Source organism: Bacillus cereus group sp. MYBK101-2 (assembly GCF_051918845.1).
GTDB classification, from domain to species: domain Bacteria; phylum Bacillota; class Bacilli; order Bacillales; family Bacillaceae_G; genus Bacillus_A; species Bacillus_A paranthracis.
In genome coordinates, this window is the sequence record NZ_JBQAIE010000009.1 from 1 (window position 1) to 19,399 (window position 19,399).

Here is a 19,399-nt window from a genome sequence, read left to right on the forward strand (position 1 = left end):
AACCCATTGTTTTTCTACTTATGATTGGGGTTTTTATCCATATACAGGAAAAATAAAAGAAGTTGTCTCCAAAAGTTCGTTTTTAACGACCTTTTGGGACAACCTCTTTTTGTGTTGAGCTTAAAGAGGGATAAGCGCTTGCAATCTTGAGATAAAGTAGGAATAGTTATTACTTTTTGTTTTACATAATAGAAAAATATTGAAGATAATACAGAAATAAGGTTGCGAAATCTATATGAAATATAAGTATAATAGTAGAGAAGAACTAGAAATAGGGGTGAATATTATGATTACATTAGAACAAAAGTTGGAGCAATACACACATACATATGGACAGTTAAAGGGAGAATTAAAATGGAAAACGAGTGATTCTCGAACAGGAATGATGATTGCTGCTATGTATACAAGTAGTGATAAATTGTTTGATCTTGGCCGTTTTTTAGAGATTAGTAGTTTTATTAAGAATCAAGTAGGGATGTTTTCATACTTGAAGTCTTATCATCGCTTTGTGGTGGCCGCAACTTTAGATATTCACTTTACAGATTATAAGAAAGCTTTTCAGAGGTTTTTAGATTTATATGAACAATTGGTCGCTGGTGGTTTTAGCCGAAGTATATTTACTTATCTCGCAGCAGCTGTACTTTTAACAGAAGAAAATGAACAGCATGGCACGCACATTCAGCGTTCGATGCAAGTATATAAACGTATGAAAGAGGATCACCTTTTTCTTACAAGTACAAATGATTACCCACTTGCAGTTTTACTAGCAGGACAATCAGAGAATGTAGAAACACTCATGGACCGAGTGGAACGTCTGTATCAGAAACTAGCGAAAGCTGGTTTGCGTAAAGGGAATGATCTTCAGTTTTTAAGTCATATCCTCTCACTAAAGAAGGATGTTCGTGAAGAAATGTTAGTTGCAACATGTACAAACATATGGAATTCGTTAAAAAAAGAAAAGGTAAAAGTGAAACAGATGCATTACCCAGCCATAGGTCTACTAGCGTTACTTGAAGATGGAGAAAAAGAGATTTATGCTATTAAAGCGTTGATTGAAAAACTGCAGGGGGAGAAATTATTCCGTTGGCATACAGATGCGAATATTCTTATTGCTATTCAACTGTTCGTAAGTCAGAAAGGTGAGGAAAGTAAAGCTACCAACACAGGTTTACAAACAATGATAGAAGTCCTCATCCAAGCACAACAGGCAGCTATGATGGCAACGATTGCTGCTTCATCTGTAGCAACATCTTCTGCTAGTAGTAGTTCATAATGTGCAACTGCTTATGCTATTGTAAATTATAACGCCTTTGATAAGGATGGTTTAAAAAATATTACTAAAAAAAGCCCATCACCCTCTAATGAGTGATGGGCTAACTATTTTTATATAATCAGTATTATCTTTTCAACTGCTTCAAATGTTTGAGTTGTGTAACAATCATAATGCTAATAACAACGAGTAAAAACCATGAGCTGATTTTACTTAAGTGAACGAGATTCCAAGCTTCCCGTTGGTTTGGATATTGCCATGCACCGAAAAATGTTGCGATGTTTTCTGCAATCCAAATAAAGAATCCGATAAGAAAAAAGGAGAGAACGAGCGGCATTTTATATGTAAAGCCTCGTAATGAAAATTCCACAAATGTTCGAAAGAAAACGATGAATAGAAGTAAGGTTAAGAACCATCTAAAATCGTATAGAAAATGATGTGTGAAAAAATTGAAGTAAATCATTGCTCCTAGAGGTATTACAAAAATAGCTTTCGGCCAATGATACATTTGTAAATGTAGTCTTCTCCACGCTTGGCATATGTAACTTGCAACACTTGCATACATAAAGCCGCTGTAAAGTGGAACTCCAAAAACCTTTGAATACGCCTCTTCCGGATAACTCCATGAACCGAAATGAACTTTATATATTTCTAGTAAAAGGCCGATGAGGTGGAAGACAGTAATTACTTTTAATTCGTCTTTCGTCTCAAGGCCAGTCTTGTACATAAACCACTGCATAAGAAGACATACGATGAGTATGAAATCATAGCGGTATAACCCTGGGATAGAAATGATTTTTGATAGGGCTAGTGTTAAGAAAATAACGACTGGGAATAAACAGGATAATGCTTGCTCGTAAGTGAAATGTAATAGTTGTTTTATATAGAACATTGTATCTCCTTTTTGTTAGAAAAATCAAAATAATGACTAAGTATACTATAATTTAAAAAATAAACCAGTAGTCTATTTTGCATGTATTTGTAAGTTTTAGAAGGGAATTGTAATAAGTATTTTAATATGTAACAAAGTAAAAAATAGTTTGCTATTTAAAAGAAGTGGGGATATAATATCTAAATGAAAATGATAATTGTTATCAATATTGATTATAAATAAAAAATAATTATAAAAAACAACTGAATATAAAGGATGAAATGAAACATGTTACATAAGTCTACTATACGTGCTGGCAATAACCGCTGGATACATATTAAGTTCATATGTTTTATGAGCTTAACAATTATATGTTTAATTGGATCTATATTTTTGGCCGTCGCATTTGGTGCAAAGGATATTCATTTGCAAACGGTGTGGACAGCGGTTTTTGATTACAATCCGAAATTAACGCAGCATCAAATCATTTACGAATTAAGGCTCCCAAGGGTAATTGGCGCAGCAGTTGTAGGAGCAGCTTTTGCGGTCGCTGGGGCTGTTATGCAAGGAGTAACACGAAATCCTTTAGCTGATGCAGGTGTGCTTGGCATAAATGCAGGTGCGATGTTTGTAGTAGCACTTAGTTTTGCCTTTTTTCCGCATATGCCATATTCCTATTTAATGATTGTCTCTTTTATTGGAGCGGTTTTAAGTACAGTACTCATTTTTATTATCGGATCGGCCACATCAGGCGGATTAACACCGATGAGATTAACGATTGCTGGAGCAGTTATGGCCGCGCTATTGCATTCGTTGAGTTCAGGTATCGCGATTTATTATGACTTAAGTCAAGATTTAGCGTTTTGGTACGCTGGTGGTGTTGCAGGGGTTAAGTGGGAACACTTGAAATTTTTAGTTCCTATTATTCTCATAACAATTGTTTTTGCGACAGTATTAGGGCGGTCTATTTCACTCATATCAATGGGGGATGATGTCGCTACGAATTTAGGAGTAAAAACGAACCGAACGAGAATACTAGGGATGATTATAGTAGTCATTCTTGCAGGTGTATCTGTTTCAGCTGTTGGCTCTATTGGATTTGTAGGACTCGTTATCCCGCATATTGCTAGGAAATTAGTTGGTGTGAATTATCGACTCATTATTCCTATGTCAGCATTTTTAGGAGCTATGTTATTAGTTTTAGCTGACTTAGGGGCAAGAACAGTAAATCCTCCTAAAGAACTTGCGATAGGAATTATGGTGGCTCTTGTTGGAGTTCCGTTCTTCCTCTATATAGCACGTAAAGTTGGGAGGGAGCTATAAGTGAAGGGTCTTATTAACACAGATAAAAAAAGAGCCATTACTGTAACTACAATTTTTGGTTGTATTAGTATCGCTGTCATTTTGCTTAGCTTAAATACGGGGACACTTAGCATTGCACCGCTCAAAGTAATTCAAACGCTTTTCGGTCATGGTGATTTTGAAAGTGCAACCGTGCTATACGATTATCGTATGCCAAGAATTATAATCACAATGTTAGCTGGCATTGGCCTTGGGATTTCTGGTGCGATTTTACAAGGGTTATCACGTAATGCCCTTGCAGATCCTGGTATTTTAGGATTGCATTCAGGTGCATCTTTCGGACTAATTATTTTCGTTACTTTCTTTCATTCAATTAATGAGAATGCATCGATTTTAATACCGTTATTTACATTTGGCGGAGGAGTGCTAGCTGCATTTTTAATTATTATACTTGCGAGTGATCGATCAAAAGGTTTACTTCCTATTAGACTTATTCTCGTTGGTATTGCTGTTTCAGCTGGATTTAGTGCGATTTCGTTATTTTTCTCTCTCAAGTTAAATGATGAGACGTATACATTCGCTTCTAGATGGTTAGTTGGTAACGTGTGGGGAAGGGATTGGATTCATGTCCTTGCATTATTACCTTGGATTTTCATACTAACCCCGTATGCATGGCTAAAATCTAAAACGTTAAATGCATTGTCACTAGGTGATAGTGTGGCAGCAGGACTTGGTGTTTCTGTTCAAAAAGAACGGTTACTACTTTTAGCTACAGCGGTTGGATTATCTTGCGCGAGTGTATCGATGGCAGGAGGGATTGGTTTTATCGGTTTAGTTGCTCCGCATATTGCAAGAAAGTTAGTAGGTACTACGTATCAACATTTCCTTCCACTAGCTGGCATTATCGGAATGATTATTTTAGTGCTAGCAGATACGATAGGTCGTTCTATATTTGAGCCAAACTCTATTCCGGCTGGTGTAGTAGTGGCCGCATTAGGAGCACCGTATTTTCTTTATTTACTTACAAAAACAAAATAAATACTTCAAAGAGGAGAACATATGAAAAAGAAACTTACTATTTTATTTAGCATCATGTGTATTTTAGTATTAGCAGCATGTGGTCAAACGAAATCTAATGAAGAGGCAACGAAAAAAACGGAAAAAAGTAATGACCCAAAAATTGCTTCAATGTCTATTCATTTAACAAATGATTTACTTGCATTAGGAATTACACCAGTAGGTTCTGTAATTGGTGGAGATTTAAAAGATTTCTTACCGCATGCAAAAGAACAACTGAAAGATACGAAAAAACTTGGTGTTGTAACAGATCCGAATATGGAAGCGTTACTTCAGTTAAAGCCATCTGAAATTTATGTGGATGAAAAATACGCTGGAAAAGATGTAGCGAAATACGAAAAAATTGCAAAAACACATTCTTTCAATTTAGATGAAGGTACGTGGAGAGACCATTTAAAACAAGTTGGTAAACTTGTAAACCGTGAAAAAGAAGCGGATACATATATTCAAGATTACGAAGAGCAAGCAAAACGGGTAAAAAGTTTAATAGATAAAGAGTTAGGTAATAACGAAAAAGTAATGGCAATTCGCGTTACTGCAAAAGAATTACGAGTATTTAGCACGAAAAGACCGATGGGACCAATTTTATTCCAAGACTTAGGATTACAACCTGCAAATGGTGTAGAGAAAATCGATGGAAACCGTCCTTTCGAAGTCATTTCACAAGAAGTATTACCTGACTTTGATGCAGATGCTATTTTCGTTGTTGTAAACAGAGACGATAAAGCAAAAGCTGCATTTAAACAACTTCAAGAAACACCAATCTGGAAAGACTTAAAAGCAGTTAAAGGCAAGCACGTATACATTATTAATGACCAACCATGGCTTGACTATTCTGCTTTAGGTAACAAAATGGCAATGGATGAAGCGGAGAAAATGTTTACGAAATAAGAAGGATTCGAGAAAGCCCCACTCTAACGTTAGAGTGGGGCTTTCTGATAGAAATGTTTATAAGAGAAGCAGTGCAAAGAGATGGGAAGTGTTTTGATCGCATGATTATGGGGATATTGCGCGATGAATGGATAGAGCTGCAAGGTTAGAAAGTACATTCGAAATTATATATGTAGTATGCAGGAGATATAATAATAATTGGCGAATTTTTACAGTGTACTGATTGCATTTATAAGGAGCTATGTGAGATGAATTTAGAAAAAGCAAAACCAGTAAATGAAGAAGTCGCTGAATTAAAGGAACTAATTAAAGAATTACACGGAAGTGTACATCAACTTCAAAGCGAAGTGCAGCAACTAAGGCACGAAAGACCGGTTGTTGAAGTGAGAAAAGGTGTTCAATTATCGCCAACAATCGTTGGACAAATTGGTGGTATGATTTTAGGTGGGTTAGCAATTATCGGTATATTTTGGTGATGAAAAAAGGTATGCAGCATTATGCTGCATACCTTTTGTATTTGACGATATAATTTCATGCAATACAACTTTTACATTAAATAACGTAAATAAATGTAAGCATGTGATAATAGTAATGCAATGATTGTTAACGGCAAACCAATTTTTAAGAAGTCCATATACGAGAAAGCATGTCCTTCACGTTTTGCAATACCAGCAACGACTACGTTTGCGGATGCTCCGATTAATGTTCCGTTTCCTCCTAAGCAAGCTCCAAGTGATAACGCCCACCATAGTACTTCGATTTGTGGAGAGTCTACAGATAGTCCGAGTCCTGTAGCTAAATCTTGAATAAGCGGAATCATCGTTGCGACAAAGGGGATATTATCAATTGTCGCAGATGCGATGCCTGATACCCATAAAATAAGTACAGCGGCGAAACCGATATCACCATTTGTGACGTCAATTACTTCTTTTGCGAGTGAAGAAATAAGTCCGATATCAATTAAACCACCAACGAGAACGAATAGTCCGGCGAAGAAGAAAATGGTTACCCATTCAACGTGGGCAAATACATCTTCAATATCATGTTCTTTCACACCGATTAACATAAGAAGTGTAGCACCTGTCATCGCGATAACGGCAGCATCTACATGAATAATCGAATGAAGTACAAAGCCTAAAATAGTTAGTCCTAAAATCGAAATGGATTTTAAAAGGAGGCTTTGATCTTTAATATAATCTTTTTCGTTCAATGCCATTAATATTTTAATTTGCTCAGTTGTTGTTTTTAGTTTGTTGCGATACATGAAGTAAATAATGCCAAGTGTCACGATAGAAATAATAATTACGATAGGAGCTAAGTTCAGTAAAAAGGCATTGAAGTCTAAATGCTTATTTGCAGATCCAATCATAATGTTCGGTGGGTCACCGATTAATGTTGCTGTTCCGCCTATATTTGAAAATAGTACTTCTGCAATTAAATAAGGAACAGGATTTACTTTTAAAATACGTGTAATAGATAGTGTAACAGGTACGATTAATAAGACGGTCGTTACATTGTCCAAAAATGCAGATCCGACAGCAGTTAATAGGGATAGCAATAATAAAATGCGGATTGGTTTTCCGCCAGCTGCCTTCGCTGCTTTAATGGCCACAAATTCAAAGACGCCTGATTGACTCGTAATATGTACGAGAATCATCATCCCAATTAAAAGGGTGATTGTTTCCCATTGAATATGTGATGTGAAAGCAGCGTGTAAATCTACAATTCCAAAAATAATCATAATAGCAGCACCGAATAGTGCAATTACAGCACGATTCAATTTCTCAGAAATAATAAATCCGTACGTGACTAAAAATACGGCAATTGCAAAATAATATTGCCAATTTGCTACTTCATGTGCTGATTGTTCCAATCATGTCACCTTCTTTAAAGTATGTATTCAATTGTAAACATGCATCCCTCTGCATAATTTATATTGTAGCAAATTCAAAAAAGAAAGAAAACTATTTAACAAAGTGAAGGAAAAAATGTGTTTTTTACATATGATATAAAAAAATAAAGAAACACAGTGCAAATTATTAGGAAAAGTGGGCGTTGTCCTCTAATATAGAGATAGCAATTTACATTATTTTTGCGTAAAATGGTTTAAAGAGGTGAATTCCGATGGAAATAGTAAAAGATAGTTCTCTTATTCAAAATGAAATTGAACGTTTTGTAAATAAAGATGTATATATTCATTTAGAAACGACGAACGGAGCGTACGCGTCACACTTTAATGAAAAGATGATGACAGTTGGAGCATTCATTCGAAATGCAATTATTCGCTTTGAGCGCGGGAAAATAACTGGAACAAACCCATACCGAGTTGGTTTAAAGATGGATCACGGCTGGGTATATGCTGAAGGTATTACGCACTGGGAAGTAGACGATAAAGATCGTTTATTACTAGCAGGGCATGATAATCAAGGTCGTTTAGCAGTAGCGCTTGAGTTAAGCTTAACGCCATTTAAGTAAGAAGGAGGGAAACTTATGGAGAGACATGTACTTGTTGTATTTCCGCATCCAGATGATGAAGCATTTGCTGCGGGAGGAACAATTCGCTTATTAACAGATCAAGGAATACCTGTAACGTATGCGTGTGGTACTTTAGGACAAATGGGACGTAACATGGGGAAAAACGTGTTCGCTAACCGTGAAACGATTCCAAATATCCGTAAAAAAGAATTGAAAGATGCATGTGAAGCGATGGGGATTCAAGACTTAAGAATGCTTGGTTTCCATGATAAAACGTTAGAATTTGAAGATGTTGATTTCGTTGCAGATAAAATTGAAGCGATCATTCAAGAAGTAAATCCATCTCGAATTATTACATTTTATCCAGAGCACGGCGTACATCCAGATCATGATGCATTTGGCCGCGCTGTTGTTCGCGCTGTATCACGTATGTCAAAAGAAGAACGTCCAGTTATTCATGCGGTTGCGATTACGAAAAATCGCGAAGCTGTACTAGGTGAGCCGGATGTTGTAAATAATATTAGTGAAGTATTCGAGCATAAATTAGCTGCACTAGGTGCGCACCGTTCGCAAACAGAAGCGATGCTTGAAGAAACGCATGTAAAAATCAAAAACAAAGATGCAGCAACATTAAAATGGCTGCAACTGGAACAATTTTGGACTTATAAATGGGAGTAGACTAGAAGGGAACCTTCTAGTAGCTCTTACATAGAAAAAGCGCCGTCACTTGTGACGGTGCTTTTTTGTGCCATTAACAACATTAGCGTCATCCTTTGTAAAAGATAGGAGAGCTTTAGCTACTTTCTTACTAGAATAAGAATTTTATAAGAAAGTTATTTGGTTTTATCATTGTTTTGAACAAAAACAGCAAATTAATAATGTTATATAATAATCATTTATTGAAAAACGATAAAAGTCATGGTATTCTCAAATTGAAAATTAGTAAGAGAGATGCTTTTTATGAAATGTAAAACGAATGTTATGTATTAAAAAGAAATTGATAGAAATTAGGGAAATTATATATTTTAATAATGAAATAAGAAAAGGGAGTTAGAGCATGATTCATAAAACAGTAAAGAAAGTTATCTTAATTGCAGGTGGTTTGTATATTACTTATTTAGTAGGTGTAGTCACTTTAGCGGAATCGATCCCGTATCCTACATCTCAGCAACTTAAAGAAGCTGAAAAAGTAGTTGAACGCTATGTAGGTGAAAATAATGGAGTGAAAATGATAACTACATCTAGCAGCTTCACGGCTGAGATGTTCGATTGTACAATTCATATTGAAGGGAATTCAAAAGAGAATCCAAAACAAATATTTCGAATGGGTTTAGATCAAGTTTTTAGTGAAAGTGAAAAGATAACCGAAAATAAGAATATAGAAAAGATAATAGTGTATTTGTAATCTATATCATTACATAAAGTTAGAGTGGAGAAGAGAGTATACTTTTTGTATGGTGTAATAAAGATATAGCCCGCCTACAGAAATAGGTAGGCTATTTTTTATAAAGAAAAGACAACTTAAGGTTAGAACTCTTTTTAAGAAATAGGGTGAAAACAAGAGTTTTTAAGGAGAGATAAGGTTGTTCAACAGATAAAGATATCGTATTTGAAACACGTGATTAATGGTGGATTAAGTTCTATTTTTAATAAAAATATTTAAAAGGCCTTACAGTCCCTAAAATTGATATTTAGTAATAATCTGCAAGAAACATATATTTTGAATTAATTAATAAAATAATATATATTTATATCGATTTAATGATTTTAGTTTGTTAAAAATGGGGAAATCGATATGAAGGTTAAATTTGCCGTAATAAAAGATGAGAACTTTAATTGTAGTTTATTGGAAACAAAATTATTGAAAACTTTTAAAGAAGTAGATTGTGAAGCAGATATTGTAAAGGTTGAGGATGAAATTTTTGAAAACAATGGTATACAAACGCATTTATTAGAAATAACCATTCATGTTACTGGAAAAAATATCGGGTATAGGTCCGTTTCCGCCAGTATATTTATTGTTCTAGAGAGTTTATCAATACAGCTATTTCGTATTCATATTAGTATACTTTAAGCAGTTCAAAAAGTGGATTCTTCAGAAAATCATACGGATTATATTGAGTTGTAAATATGAAAATAATAGAAATTATCGTAGGTGCTTCCGAATGTTGGATTGCACATTGTTTGTTGTTAAATAAACAAGGGGTACCTTTTCTAATTTTAATGTATCTTAACGCTAATTTATAAATAGAAGAGTGGAAACATGTGAGTAATTCAATTAGATTGTACAAATAATTTGGTGCGCACATATACGGAATGTATTCACCGGTAAGAGGGTTGTCTCATAATATATATAGATTTTTCTATTAAGATGAACAGAGGGTGTGAATATATGGAAGATGTTTATGCTAAAATTGACAGTCTCAAGGCCGACCAAAAAGAAATTATGAGAGACATTCGTGCTTTAGAAACGCGTACCACTATTAATGAGAAAGACATAGCAACAATTAATAAGCAATTAGAAAAAATAAGTACAAACACAACTTGGATTTTGCGTATTATTATTAGTACGATAATAATGTCAGTTTTAGGATTGATATTAAAAGGGATGATATAAAAGAAAGAGGAGAGCTCCCTCTTTCTTTTATGTAAATGAGAAGCTATACATTTTCCGTTTCTTTTTCATCTGCATATTTTTCCTCTAAAGAAATTAGTAGAGCAATTAACCCGAGTACTACAATAATTAAAGTGGTTATAAAAGATTTAGAAAGAGTAAAAGAACCTGCAATGAAAGGTGATAAAAACTTGAATGACAGTATACTAGATAGTAAGGACACTACTGAAATGGCAAAAAGAGCTACATTTTTATTACTAATAGATGATTGTAAAAAGTCTTTAATAAAGCCAATAGAGACGAATATAGTTAATATGATAAGGGAAATAAAATAATGTGTTACATTTGTCATACTAATAGTAGGATCGTCTATTATGTAGGCAAGTAACTTAGATATTAACATACCACCAAACAATAGAATGGTGAAAGCGAGTAATTCTGTTGATATATATGTGCTGAAATTATCTTTCTTTTTAAAGAACTTATAGCTGAGAGTAGCCTGGATCATTTGAATGACAAATAAAGCGATAATCCATACATAATATACAATTGGTAATTCTCCTGAGAATAGAGAGATTAGGAAGTTTAATATTGTCCTTAAAATTTCAATCATTACGAAAGGCCTCCTGTTTGTAAGCTTGTGACATTAAAATATGCTAGTCTATCGTTTAATAATTCAATCTGTCAATTCAAATTATTTCTAATTATTCCATAAAAAGGTGACTACATCAAGTTATCTTTTTAACAATCCTTCAAGGCTGAGCACTAGAAAAAGAAACACAATATGTAATATAATTGAAAAAGTATATTTAAAAATCGATGTTAATATTACCCTCCTATAAGTATTAACATACGTAATTGAGGTGTTTTCTTTGTTGTTTTATGATCGAATTTCTATAATGGCCCCTCCTGTTCCGTAGCTAAAGAAAGTCTTTTTATTTCTGAGATTTTCAAAGTTATAGGAGGGTATGAAAAATGAAAAAAGTCTCAGTACCATCACTGTTGTTAATGATTATTCTTGTCGCATTTCCGCAAATTAGTGAAACGATTTACACACCGTCTTTACCGGACATTTCAAAGGCGTTACATGTAAGTAATAATGAGGTACAGTTAACGCTTAGTGTGTATTTTGCTGGATTTGCTTTAGGTGTATTTTTTATTGGATGGTTATCAGATATAATTGGCCGTCGCCCGGCAATGTTACTTGGAATTGTCGTATATGGCGTTGGGAGTTTCTTATGCTTTATTACAAATTCCATTGAAGTTTTATTAGTAAGTCGTTTTATTCAAGCGTTTGGAGCAAGTGCAGGATCAGTTGTGACGCAAACGATTCTTCGTGAAAGTGTAGAAGGGCATAAGAGGCATGTTATGTTTGCTCAAATATCGGCAGTCATTGCTTTTACACCAGCGATAGGACCGTTAATTGGTGGCTTTCTTGATCAAATGTTTGGATTTAAAATCGTATTTTTAAGTTTAGTAGTTATGAGTGTCGGAATTTTTCTGTATACGTTTGTTTCTCTTCCAGAAACAAAAACGAACTCAGTAACAAATAAAATAAATGTCTTTTCAGTATTGAAGAGATTAATTACAAATCCGAAAGTAGTAACATATGGGCTATTAATTGGAGGAGCAAATGGTGTTTTGTTTAGCTATTATGCAGAAGCACCGTTTATCTTTATGGAATACTTTCAATTATCGCCTAGTATGTATGGATTTTTAGGAATTGTTGTTGCTTCTGCTTCTATTATTGGAGCGAAAGTTTCAAAACGATTGCTTGCTACTAATAAACCAGCGAGAATTATATATATCGGTTGTCTTGTAATGGTAGTTGGAGCAGTCGCTTTATCTATTATTACTTCAGTTGGATCAAATCCAAACATAATATATATGGGTGGATTTTTAGTAGCGATGTTTATATTGCTATTAGGAATTGGAGTAGCATTACCTAACTGTTTAAGTTTAGCGTTAGTAGATTTTCAAGATGTCATTGGTACAGCGGGTGCATTGTTTAGCCTAGGGTACTATGTAATTGTAACGATAACAATTTGGGGAATGAGTCAACTTCATACGGGCTCGTTACTGGTGATGCCACTTTATTTTCTAGCTATAGTAGTTATCAAGATGGTGTTTACTAAAGTGTTTATTTTAGGTAAACAAACTTCAAAAATGAGTTAAATATGAAATGGTAAAAGGGTCTCATTTTTTAATGAGACTCTTTTATATTTTATCCCGCTGTTTTGAGGCAGCAAGATTCCTGCCTCAAAATTGGGCTGGATTAAAGAAGTTAGTAGTTTATTAATATATTAAATTTCTGGTTGGTATATAAATCGGACGTGTGGGAAATTGCGTTATCAACTATAAAGATTGAAGTACATGAGATGTGAAGCCGAGGAAGAAATACTCTCCTCGGTTATTTATATTGTAATAATATTTATACCGGAATCAAATTGAATAGATGTATTTTATTGTTAATTCAGTTAAAAATTAAACAAAATCATGCATATTAATTTATTGAAAAAATAATTGAATTTTTCAGATTAATGAATTAATATAAGGTAAGTAATTTTAAGATTTATAGAATATTGGAAGATGAAAGGTTTTGGGAATTTTATAAGAAGCAAAAAAACGATTTTAGGATAGCTTTAAAGCTAGTGTAAAATGACGTTTGCTTCATCATTTTCAAGGCCGAAAGGAATTAGGGAAAAGCATCTTGTTTTAAAATGCGGCTATGAATCATCTAAGAGGGGGAAGTGAAGTGGCAAACAAAGAATTGAAAAGAGGTTTAGAAGCACGTCATATTCAAATGATTGCTTTAGGCGGAACAATTGGTGTTGGTTTGTTTATGGGATCAGCCAGCACGATTAAATGGACAGGTCCGTCAGTCATGCTTGCGTATGCAATTGCAGGTATTTTTATTTTCTTCATCATGCGTGCCATGGGAGAAATGTTGTATATGGAGCCGAGTACAGGTTCATTTGCGACGTTCGGTCATAAGTATATTCATCCGCTAGCTGGTTATATGACAGCGTGGAGTAACTGGTTCCAGTGGGTTATCGTTGGGATGTCAGAAATTATTGCGGTAGGAGCATATATGCAATATTGGTTTCCGGACTTACCAGCTTGGATACCAGGTGTAATCGCAATGGTTATTCTTGGCGCAGCTAACTTAATTTCTGTTAAGTCATTTGGTGAATTTGAATTTTGGTTTGCGATGATTAAGATCGTTACGATTCTATTAATGATTATTGCAGGATTTGGACTTGTTTTCTTCGGAATTGGTAACGGCGGAGAAGCGATTGGTATATCAAATCTTTGGTCAAATGGCGGTTTCTTTACAGGTGGTTTTTCAGGCTTCTTCTTTGCATTATCACTTGTAGTGGGTGCATACCAAGGTGTGGAATTAATTGGTATTACTGCTGGTGAAGCGAAGGATCCGAAGAAGACACTTACAAGAGCGATTCAAAGTACAATTTGGCGTATTTTAATCTTCTATATTGGTGCTATTTTCGTTATTGTAACTGTGTATCCGTGGGATCAATTAAGTACAATTGGTAGCCCGTTCGTAGCAACTTTTGCGAAGGTTGGTATTACGGCAGCAGCTGGACTGATTAACTTCGTTGTTATTACAGCGGCGATGTCTGGTTGTAATAGTGGTATTTATAGTGCAGGACGTATGCTTTATACGTTAGGTGTAAATGGACAAGCGCCGAAATATTTCACAAAACTTTCTGGAAATGGTGTGCCTTTATTCGGTACAGTTGGCGTAATTATCGGTTTAGCGGTTGGTGTTGTATTAAGTTATATTGCACCGAAAAACTTATTCGTATATGTATATAGTGCGAGTGTACTTCCTGGTATGGTACCATGGTTCGTCATTTTAATTAGTCAAATTAATTTCAGAAAAGAAAAGGGAGCAGAGATGAAAAATCATCCGTTCAAAATGCCATTTGCTCCTGTTACAAATTATTTAACGATTGCCTTTTTAATTATGGTATTAATCGGAATGTGGTTTAACGATGATACGCGTATTTCACTAGTTGTAGGCATTGTTTTCTTAGCTATCGTAACAATTAGTTTCTATGCTTTTGGAATAGGAAAACGACCTCCGTTAGATGTTCCAAATGATCAAGAGATTTCAAGTAAATAAAGATAGTAAAAAAGTCCGATTTCTCATTTGGAAATCGGACTTTTTGTTATTAAAATTTTTCTAAAACGATTTTTCCAATTGTACTGCCGCTTTCAAGCAGGGCATGTGCTTTCTTTACGTTTTCAGCGTTAATTGGTGTGAATGTTTCATTTAAAGTAGTCTTTAAAATGCCTTCATCTAGTAGTTCGCTTACTTTATTTAATAGTTCGTGCTGCGTGATCATGTCTCCAGTTTCATACATCGCTTTTGTAAACATAAACTCCCAAACGAGTGTAGCACTTTTACTTTTTAAAATGCCCATCTTAAGAGGGTGTTCATTTTCTACGATAGAGCAAATTTTTCCTTGTGGTTTAATAAGTTCACATATTGCTTGCCAATGTTGATCTGTATTGTTTAGGCAGAAAATATAATCTACATCTTTTAGCCCAAACTCTAATATTTGTTCTTGTAAAGGTTGGTGATGGTTAATGATATAATCGGCACCGAATTTTTCAACCCAGTGTATCGTTTCAGTGCGGGATGCAGTTGTGATAACATTTAGTCCGGCCCATTTTGCAAGTTGAATGGCAATTGAACCTACACCACCAGCACCGCCTATAATTAAAATGTTTTTAAAGGAATTCGTATCTTTCTTATTATAATCAATACCTAAACGTTCAAATAAACCTTCCCAAGCTGTAATAGCTGTTAACGGAAGTGCTGCAGATTCCGCATCACTTAACGTTTTAGGTTTTTTACCAACAATTCTTTCATCAACGAGGTGATATTCACTATATGTACCTTGTCTCGTAATGCTTCCAGCGTAAAACACTTCGTCGCCTTCTTTAAATAACGTACAGCTTTCGCCAGTTTGCACGACAACACCACTAGCATCCCAGCCAAGTATTTTCGCTACATCTTCTTTTTTATCTTTCGGAGAGCGAACTTTTGTATCAACTGGATTAACGGAAATAGCGTTAATTTTAACGAGTATATCTCTTCCTGTGGCAACAGGTTTTTCAACTTCTAGATCAATTAAACTGTTTTCTTCTTCAATAGGTAAGTATTCATGTAAACCAATTGCTTTCATTTGTATTCCCTCCATTAAAGTAAGAGTCATTTACTCTTTTATTATAGTAGGTGGAGTGTCATTATGTAAAAAAGTTGAGTCCTTTCCATTTTGTAAAAGGCTTGTTTTAGCCTCATTTAGAACTTTGTAACTGCAGAGGGCCAGCCATCGTTTTGATTTTATTTGGATGAAAGGTATATATTTTTCTACTGTACCTTGCAATGAATAATACTAAGTGGTATGTTATACTTGTGATTACTTATTATAAAACAGTACTAAATAATAAATAGTAGTGGATATTAATTAGAATAGGGTGAATGAATATTGAATGTACAATTTAAAAAAGGAGTTTTGGAACTTTGTGTTCTTGTCTTACTGGATAAGCAAGACCGTTATGGATATGAATTAGTTCGAAATATTTCTAATCGAATTGAAATATCAGAAGGGTCTGTTTATCCTCTTCTTCGAAGGTTAACTAAGGAAGAATATTTTACCACGTACTTACAGGAGTCTTCAGAGGGTCCTTCAAGAAAGTATTATACACTAACGGATAAAGGTAGAACGTATTTGTATCAACTCTTGGAGGAATGGAATGAGTTCTCACAAGGTGTCAATCAATTAATTAAAGAAGGTGTACGTAATGACGAAAGATAAATTTTTGCAACAATTAAATGTATCTCTAAAAAGATTATCTGATAAAGAGCGTGCAGATATTTTAAAAGATTATGAAGAACATTTTACTTTCGGCTTAGAGGAAGGGAAGAGCGAAGAAGAAATTGCAACTTCATTAGGTTCTCCAGCTCAAATCGCCAAAGAGCTATTAGCAGATTATCATATTGAGAAAGTAACAACAAGTGCAACAACAGGAAATGTTTTCCGTGCAATTTGGGCAGTAATTGGATTAGGTTTTTTCAATTTGTTAATCGTACTTGCACCTGCAATCACATTAGCGGCATTGATTTTTTCAGGATGGGTTCTCGGTATCTCATTTTTAGGGGCACCATTACTTGTTTTAGTTGATGCTATTATACATCCAAATTCATTCTTGCTATTTAATCTTTTTGTTTCTTTAGCACTTTGTGGAATTGGATATTTCATTGTTATTGCTATGTTATTTTTAACGAAGCTAGCAACGAAAGGATTTGTTCGTTATTTAAAGTTCAATATAGCACTAGTAAAAGGTGGTTTGAAGCATGATAAATAAGAAGAGTTTCTCAATCATTGCAGGTATTGTTTTCCTTATTGGTATTATCGGAAGTTTATTTACTTATCGTTCAATTGCTGCAGTACCAATTTCAGAAGAAAAGGTCATTAACAATAATAATGTGTCAAGCGTCATTATCGACACGAATAACGTTCGTGTTAACATCAATCCTACAACAGGTAGTAACGTGAAAGTAAAATTAGATGGCGAAGTTAATCCTAATGTAAAAAGGGAATTAGCTACGGATGAGAAAGATTCAACGCTTCTTATTTCTTATAAAGAAAAACAACAGAGTTGGTTCAACTTTAATATTTCTGAAGTGTGGGCGCCATTAACATTAAATGTGTATCTACCTGAAAAACAATATGAATCATTAAAAGTTTCCAATAATAATGGCTATGTTTCTGCTAAAAAACTAAACGCAACAAATTTTAATATCAATACAAGCAATGGACGTGTTGAATTAAGAGAAATCAATTCGCCAAAAATTATCGCGGAAACAAACAATGGAATTATGGATTTCAAAGATGTATTGGCACAAAATATTCATGTGAAATCGAACAACGGACGAATAATGCTAGACCATGTTGAAGGTGAAATAGAGGGGCAAACTAAAAATGGAAGTCTTACTCTGAAAACGAATGAACTGGATCGAAATCTCAATTTTACGACTCACAATGGAAAAATTAATATTGAAACTGAAAAAGAACCAACTAATGTTCAATTTAATGTTTCTGTTGACAATGGCAGAGCGAATATACTTGATAAATATAATGGAAATACGGTTATTGGAAAAGGAGAAAATGTAATTAAATTAAATACACATAACGGAAATATTACAGTGGAAAAACAATAGTATATTATCTTTTATCATCTCAGCTCCCCACACATAAAGAGCAATAATAAATAAAAGAACCGACTCCTTTTCTCGACGTATAGGTAGTCGGTTCTTTTATTTGTAACATTCGTTTAAGTGTGTATCTTTTTCGTATTACAAAATACAAACAGTTGATTTATTACTCTGGATTCTTAGAGAAATAATGAATAGTAATTAAAAGTGTAAGGAGAATTTGTGAATGACTCAAAAATAATAATTGAAACAGTGAAGGAAGAGAAGGAGTTTATTTCTAACAGGAGGAATTTTTTACTGTGAACTTTATCCAAAACTAAATGTAAAGGTGGATACATAATGACAGTAAAGAAACTTTATTTCATCCCAGCAGGTCGTTGTATGTTGGATCATTCGTCTGTTAACAGTGCGTTAACACCGGGAAAACTATTAAACTTGCCGGTTTGGTGTTATCTTTTGGAGACGGAAGAAGGTCCTATTTTAGTAGACACAGGTATGCCAGAAAGTGCAGTTAATAATGAAGGGCTTTTTAACGGTACATTTGCAGAAGGACAGATTTTACCGAAAATGACTGAAGAAGATAGAATTGTAACTATTTTAAAACGTGCAGGGTATGAGCCAGATGATCTCCTATATATTATTAGTTCGCACTTGCATTTTGATCATGCAGGAGGAAATGGTGCTTTTTTGAATACGCCAATCATTATACAACGTGCTGAATATGAGGCAGCGCAGCATAGAGAGGAATATTTGAAAGAGTGCATACTACCAGATTTAAACTACAAAATTATTGAAGGTGATTATGAAGTGGTACCTGGTGTTCGGTTATTGTATACACCAGGACATTCTCCAGGGCATCAGTCATTATTAATTGAGACGGAAAAATCCGGTCCTGTATTATTAACGATTGATGCATCTTATACGAAAGAGAATTTTGAAGATGAAGTACCGTTTGCGGGATTTGATTCGGAATTAGCCTTATCTTCAATTAAACGTTTAAAAGAAGTTGTGATGAAAGAGAAACCGATTGTTTTCTTTGGACATGATATAGAACAGGAAAAGGGATGTAAAGTGTTCCCTGAATATATATAGTGCAAAAAGTCATGAGCTTATTCACTCATGACTTTTTCGTTTAAATAATTTCTTTAAATAAGTTATATACTTTTTTAGAACTATCTTCATTTAATTGATAGTACGTAAGGTTTACATCATCAGGAGTATCTTGCTGAGCAATCATCACTTCGTTACTGTGATGGTCAACTACCCATATGAAATATTTTTTATAAGTTCCATCCTCAAATGTAATCCACATGTCACAATCTATTAAATCTGACCCTTCTTCATCTAATGTTAATTTTCCTTTTTTTGCGGTATCCATACTGTTAATGAATGTTTTTAATTCATCTGTTTTTGTGAGGAAGATATCCTTTTTTGTTTTAATGGATTCGACATGTATATCTTTTATTTCCTGTTTTCCTAAAAAGACAGGGGGCTCATTTGGATCTCTTTGAGTGGAAATAATAGTAGCTTTTTTCTTTGGCTTATTTGCTGTATACAAATCTTGAATAGATTTTCCAGAGTTTACAAACCATATGATCCCACAAATAATCAATGTGCTACAAAGCAGTAAAATAATTTTCTTAATAGAAT

Annotated in this window: 21 protein-coding genes and 1 pseudogene; 17 read left to right on the forward strand and 5 right to left on the reverse strand. The window is 34.3% G+C overall.

Features of this window, described 5'->3' with window-relative positions; all coding sequences use genetic code 11:
* Positions 1-235: 235 nt before the first annotated feature.
* Complete coding sequence (locus ACTFSI_RS17425; protein WP_130983649.1) at positions 236-1,273, forward strand: DUF4003 domain-containing protein; 1,038 nt, start codon at positions 236-238, stop codon at positions 1,271-1,273.
* 124 nt (positions 1,274-1,397) lie between these two features.
* Here ACTFSI_RS17425 and ACTFSI_RS17430 read toward each other — a convergent pair whose 3' ends face one another.
* On the reverse strand, positions 1,398-2,162 hold the full coding sequence (locus tag ACTFSI_RS17430) for a DUF817 domain-containing protein (RefSeq protein ID WP_044793296.1): 765 nt from the start codon (positions 2,160-2,162) through the stop codon (positions 1,398-1,400).
* A 267-nt stretch (positions 2,163-2,429) separates the two neighbouring features.
* Here ACTFSI_RS17430 and ACTFSI_RS17435 point away from each other — a divergent pair, with 267 nt between their 5' ends.
* The 5 genes and pseudogenes from ACTFSI_RS17435 (at position 2,430) to ACTFSI_RS17455 (ending at position 5,887) form a co-directional block, all read left to right on the forward strand.
* Entirely contained in the window at positions 2,430-3,464 is a 1,035-nt protein-coding gene (locus ACTFSI_RS17435; protein WP_044793295.1) for a FecCD family ABC transporter permease, read from the forward strand.
* Positions 3,465-4,481 (forward strand): FecCD family ABC transporter permease, encoded by a 1,017-nt coding sequence (locus ACTFSI_RS17440; protein ID WP_044793294.1) that lies wholly within the window; start codon positions 3,465-3,467, stop codon positions 4,479-4,481.
* A 21-nt stretch (positions 4,482-4,502) separates the two neighbouring features.
* On the forward strand, positions 4,503-5,411 hold the full coding sequence (locus tag ACTFSI_RS17445) for an iron-hydroxamate ABC transporter substrate-binding protein (RefSeq protein ID WP_044793293.1): 909 nt from the start codon (positions 4,503-4,505) through the stop codon (positions 5,409-5,411).
* Positions 5,412-5,467: 56 nt separating this feature from the next.
* Positions 5,468-5,560, forward strand: a pseudogene (locus ACTFSI_RS17450) (GNAT family acetyltransferase); the annotation flags it as partial.
* 99 nt (positions 5,561-5,659) lie between these two features.
* Positions 5,660-5,887 carry a hypothetical protein gene (locus ACTFSI_RS17455; protein ID WP_001047304.1) on the forward strand — a complete coding sequence of 76 codons (228 nt, stop codon included), beginning with the start codon at positions 5,660-5,662 and terminating at the stop codon, positions 5,885-5,887.
* Positions 5,888-5,958: 71 nt separating this feature from the next.
* On the opposite strand, the gene ACTFSI_RS17460 is transcribed toward ACTFSI_RS17455, so the two are convergent.
* Positions 5,959-7,284, reverse strand: a complete 1,326-nt coding sequence (locus ACTFSI_RS17460) for an ArsB/NhaD family transporter (RefSeq protein WP_044793292.1) — start codon at positions 7,282-7,284, stop codon at positions 5,959-5,961.
* 251 nt (positions 7,285-7,535) lie between these two features.
* Here ACTFSI_RS17460 and ACTFSI_RS17465 point away from each other — a divergent pair, with 251 nt between their 5' ends.
* The 5 genes from ACTFSI_RS17465 (at position 7,536) to ACTFSI_RS17485 (ending at position 10,503) form a co-directional block, all read left to right on the forward strand.
* A complete protein-coding gene (locus ACTFSI_RS17465; protein WP_000407038.1) occupies positions 7,536-7,886 on the forward strand; it encodes a YojF family protein in 351 nt (116 codons plus the stop codon).
* Between the two features lie 15 nt (positions 7,887-7,901).
* Entirely contained in the window at positions 7,902-8,564 is a 663-nt protein-coding gene (gene bshB2 / locus ACTFSI_RS17470; protein WP_044793291.1) for a bacillithiol biosynthesis deacetylase BshB2, read from the forward strand.
* Positions 8,565-8,943: 379 nt separating this feature from the next.
* Positions 8,944-9,291 carry a hypothetical protein gene (locus ACTFSI_RS17475; protein WP_044793290.1) on the forward strand — a complete coding sequence of 116 codons (348 nt, stop codon included), beginning with the start codon at positions 8,944-8,946 and terminating at the stop codon, positions 9,289-9,291.
* 390 nt (positions 9,292-9,681) lie between these two features.
* The gene (locus ACTFSI_RS17480; RefSeq protein WP_044793288.1) at positions 9,682-9,960 is read left to right on the forward strand and encodes a hypothetical protein; all 279 of its coding nucleotides are present in this window, start codon (positions 9,682-9,684) and stop codon (positions 9,958-9,960) included.
* Between the two features lie 318 nt (positions 9,961-10,278).
* A complete protein-coding gene (locus ACTFSI_RS17485; RefSeq protein ID WP_000390460.1) occupies positions 10,279-10,503 on the forward strand; it encodes a hemolysin XhlA family protein in 225 nt (74 codons plus the stop codon).
* A 43-nt stretch (positions 10,504-10,546) separates the two neighbouring features.
* Here the strand turns inward: ACTFSI_RS17485 and ACTFSI_RS17490 are convergent, their stop codons facing one another.
* Positions 10,547-11,113 carry a DUF5823 family protein gene (locus ACTFSI_RS17490; RefSeq protein ID WP_044793286.1) on the reverse strand — a complete coding sequence of 189 codons (567 nt, stop codon included), beginning with the start codon at positions 11,111-11,113 and terminating at the stop codon, positions 10,547-10,549.
* A gap of 362 nt (positions 11,114-11,475) precedes the next feature.
* Here ACTFSI_RS17490 and ACTFSI_RS17495 point away from each other — a divergent pair, with 362 nt between their 5' ends.
* Both ACTFSI_RS17495 and ACTFSI_RS17500 read left to right on the forward strand, forming a co-directional pair.
* Positions 11,476-12,675 carry a multidrug effflux MFS transporter gene (locus ACTFSI_RS17495; RefSeq protein WP_044793285.1) on the forward strand — a complete coding sequence of 400 codons (1,200 nt, stop codon included), beginning with the start codon at positions 11,476-11,478 and terminating at the stop codon, positions 12,673-12,675.
* 580 nt (positions 12,676-13,255) lie between these two features.
* Positions 13,256-14,647 carry an amino acid permease gene (locus tag ACTFSI_RS17500; RefSeq protein ID WP_001284433.1) on the forward strand — a complete coding sequence of 464 codons (1,392 nt, stop codon included), beginning with the start codon at positions 13,256-13,258 and terminating at the stop codon, positions 14,645-14,647.
* A 49-nt stretch (positions 14,648-14,696) separates the two neighbouring features.
* Here ACTFSI_RS17500 and ACTFSI_RS17505 read toward each other — a convergent pair whose 3' ends face one another.
* On the reverse strand, positions 14,697-15,716 hold the full coding sequence (locus ACTFSI_RS17505) for a zinc-binding alcohol dehydrogenase family protein (RefSeq protein WP_044793284.1): 1,020 nt from the start codon (positions 15,714-15,716) through the stop codon (positions 14,697-14,699).
* A gap of 303 nt (positions 15,717-16,019) precedes the next feature.
* Here ACTFSI_RS17505 and ACTFSI_RS17510 point away from each other — a divergent pair, with 303 nt between their 5' ends.
* From ACTFSI_RS17510 to aiiA, 4 genes are all read left to right on the forward strand, one after another.
* A complete protein-coding gene (locus ACTFSI_RS17510; protein ID WP_001969260.1) occupies positions 16,020-16,349 on the forward strand; it encodes a PadR family transcriptional regulator in 330 nt (109 codons plus the stop codon).
* On the forward strand, positions 16,336-16,899 hold the full coding sequence (locus tag ACTFSI_RS17515) for an HAAS signaling domain-containing protein (protein WP_139895145.1): 564 nt from the start codon (positions 16,336-16,338) through the stop codon (positions 16,897-16,899). Before ACTFSI_RS17510 ends, ACTFSI_RS17515 begins: the two co-directional genes overlap by 14 nt.
* Positions 16,889-17,755, forward strand: a complete 867-nt coding sequence (locus tag ACTFSI_RS17520) for a DUF4097 family beta strand repeat-containing protein (RefSeq protein ID WP_044793283.1) — start codon at positions 16,889-16,891, stop codon at positions 17,753-17,755. The genes ACTFSI_RS17515 and ACTFSI_RS17520 overlap by 11 nt, the downstream gene beginning before the upstream one ends.
* Positions 17,756-18,088: 333 nt before the next feature.
* Positions 18,089-18,841: a quorum-quenching N-acyl homoserine lactonase AiiA gene (gene aiiA, locus ACTFSI_RS17525; protein ID WP_138321466.1), complete on the forward strand. Its 753-nt coding sequence runs from the start codon at positions 18,089-18,091 to the stop codon at positions 18,839-18,841.
* A gap of 40 nt (positions 18,842-18,881) precedes the next feature.
* Here the strand turns inward: aiiA and ACTFSI_RS17530 are convergent, their stop codons facing one another.
* Positions 18,882-19,376 (reverse strand): hypothetical protein, encoded by a 495-nt coding sequence (locus tag ACTFSI_RS17530; protein ID WP_052587775.1) that lies wholly within the window; start codon positions 19,374-19,376, stop codon positions 18,882-18,884.
* Positions 19,377-19,399 lie beyond the last annotated feature (23 nt).

Coding starts and splice junctions, on each gene's coding strand:
- ACTFSI_RS17425 (WP_130983649.1), top strand. CDS start 236: ATGAAATATAAGTATAATAGTAGAGAAGAACTAGAAATAGGGGTGAAT.
- ACTFSI_RS17430 (WP_044793296.1), bottom strand. CDS start 2,162: ATGTTCTATATAAAACAACTATTACATTTCACTTACGAGCAAGCATTA.
- ACTFSI_RS17435 (WP_044793295.1), top strand. CDS start 2,430: ATGTTACATAAGTCTACTATACGTGCTGGCAATAACCGCTGGATACAT.
- ACTFSI_RS17445 (WP_044793293.1), top strand. CDS start 4,503: ATGAAAAAGAAACTTACTATTTTATTTAGCATCATGTGTATTTTAGTA.
- ACTFSI_RS17455 (WP_001047304.1), top strand. CDS start 5,660: ATGAATTTAGAAAAAGCAAAACCAGTAAATGAAGAAGTCGCTGAATTA.
- ACTFSI_RS17465 (WP_000407038.1), top strand. CDS start 7,536: ATGGAAATAGTAAAAGATAGTTCTCTTATTCAAAATGAAATTGAACGT.
- bshB2 (WP_044793291.1), top strand. CDS start 7,902: ATGGAGAGACATGTACTTGTTGTATTTCCGCATCCAGATGATGAAGCA.
- ACTFSI_RS17475 (WP_044793290.1), top strand. CDS start 8,944: ATGATTCATAAAACAGTAAAGAAAGTTATCTTAATTGCAGGTGGTTTG.
- ACTFSI_RS17480 (WP_044793288.1), top strand. CDS start 9,682: ATGAAGGTTAAATTTGCCGTAATAAAAGATGAGAACTTTAATTGTAGT.
- ACTFSI_RS17485 (WP_000390460.1), top strand. CDS start 10,279: ATGGAAGATGTTTATGCTAAAATTGACAGTCTCAAGGCCGACCAAAAA.
- ACTFSI_RS17490 (WP_044793286.1), bottom strand. CDS start 11,113: ATGATTGAAATTTTAAGGACAATATTAAACTTCCTAATCTCTCTATTC.
- ACTFSI_RS17495 (WP_044793285.1), top strand. CDS start 11,476: ATGAAAAAAGTCTCAGTACCATCACTGTTGTTAATGATTATTCTTGTC.
- ACTFSI_RS17505 (WP_044793284.1), bottom strand. CDS start 15,716: ATGAAAGCAATTGGTTTACATGAATACTTACCTATTGAAGAAGAAAAC.
- ACTFSI_RS17515 (WP_139895145.1), top strand. CDS start 16,336: ATGACGAAAGATAAATTTTTGCAACAATTAAATGTATCTCTAAAAAGA.
- ACTFSI_RS17520 (WP_044793283.1), top strand. CDS start 16,889: ATGATAAATAAGAAGAGTTTCTCAATCATTGCAGGTATTGTTTTCCTT.
- aiiA (WP_138321466.1), top strand. CDS start 18,089: ATGACAGTAAAGAAACTTTATTTCATCCCAGCAGGTCGTTGTATGTTG.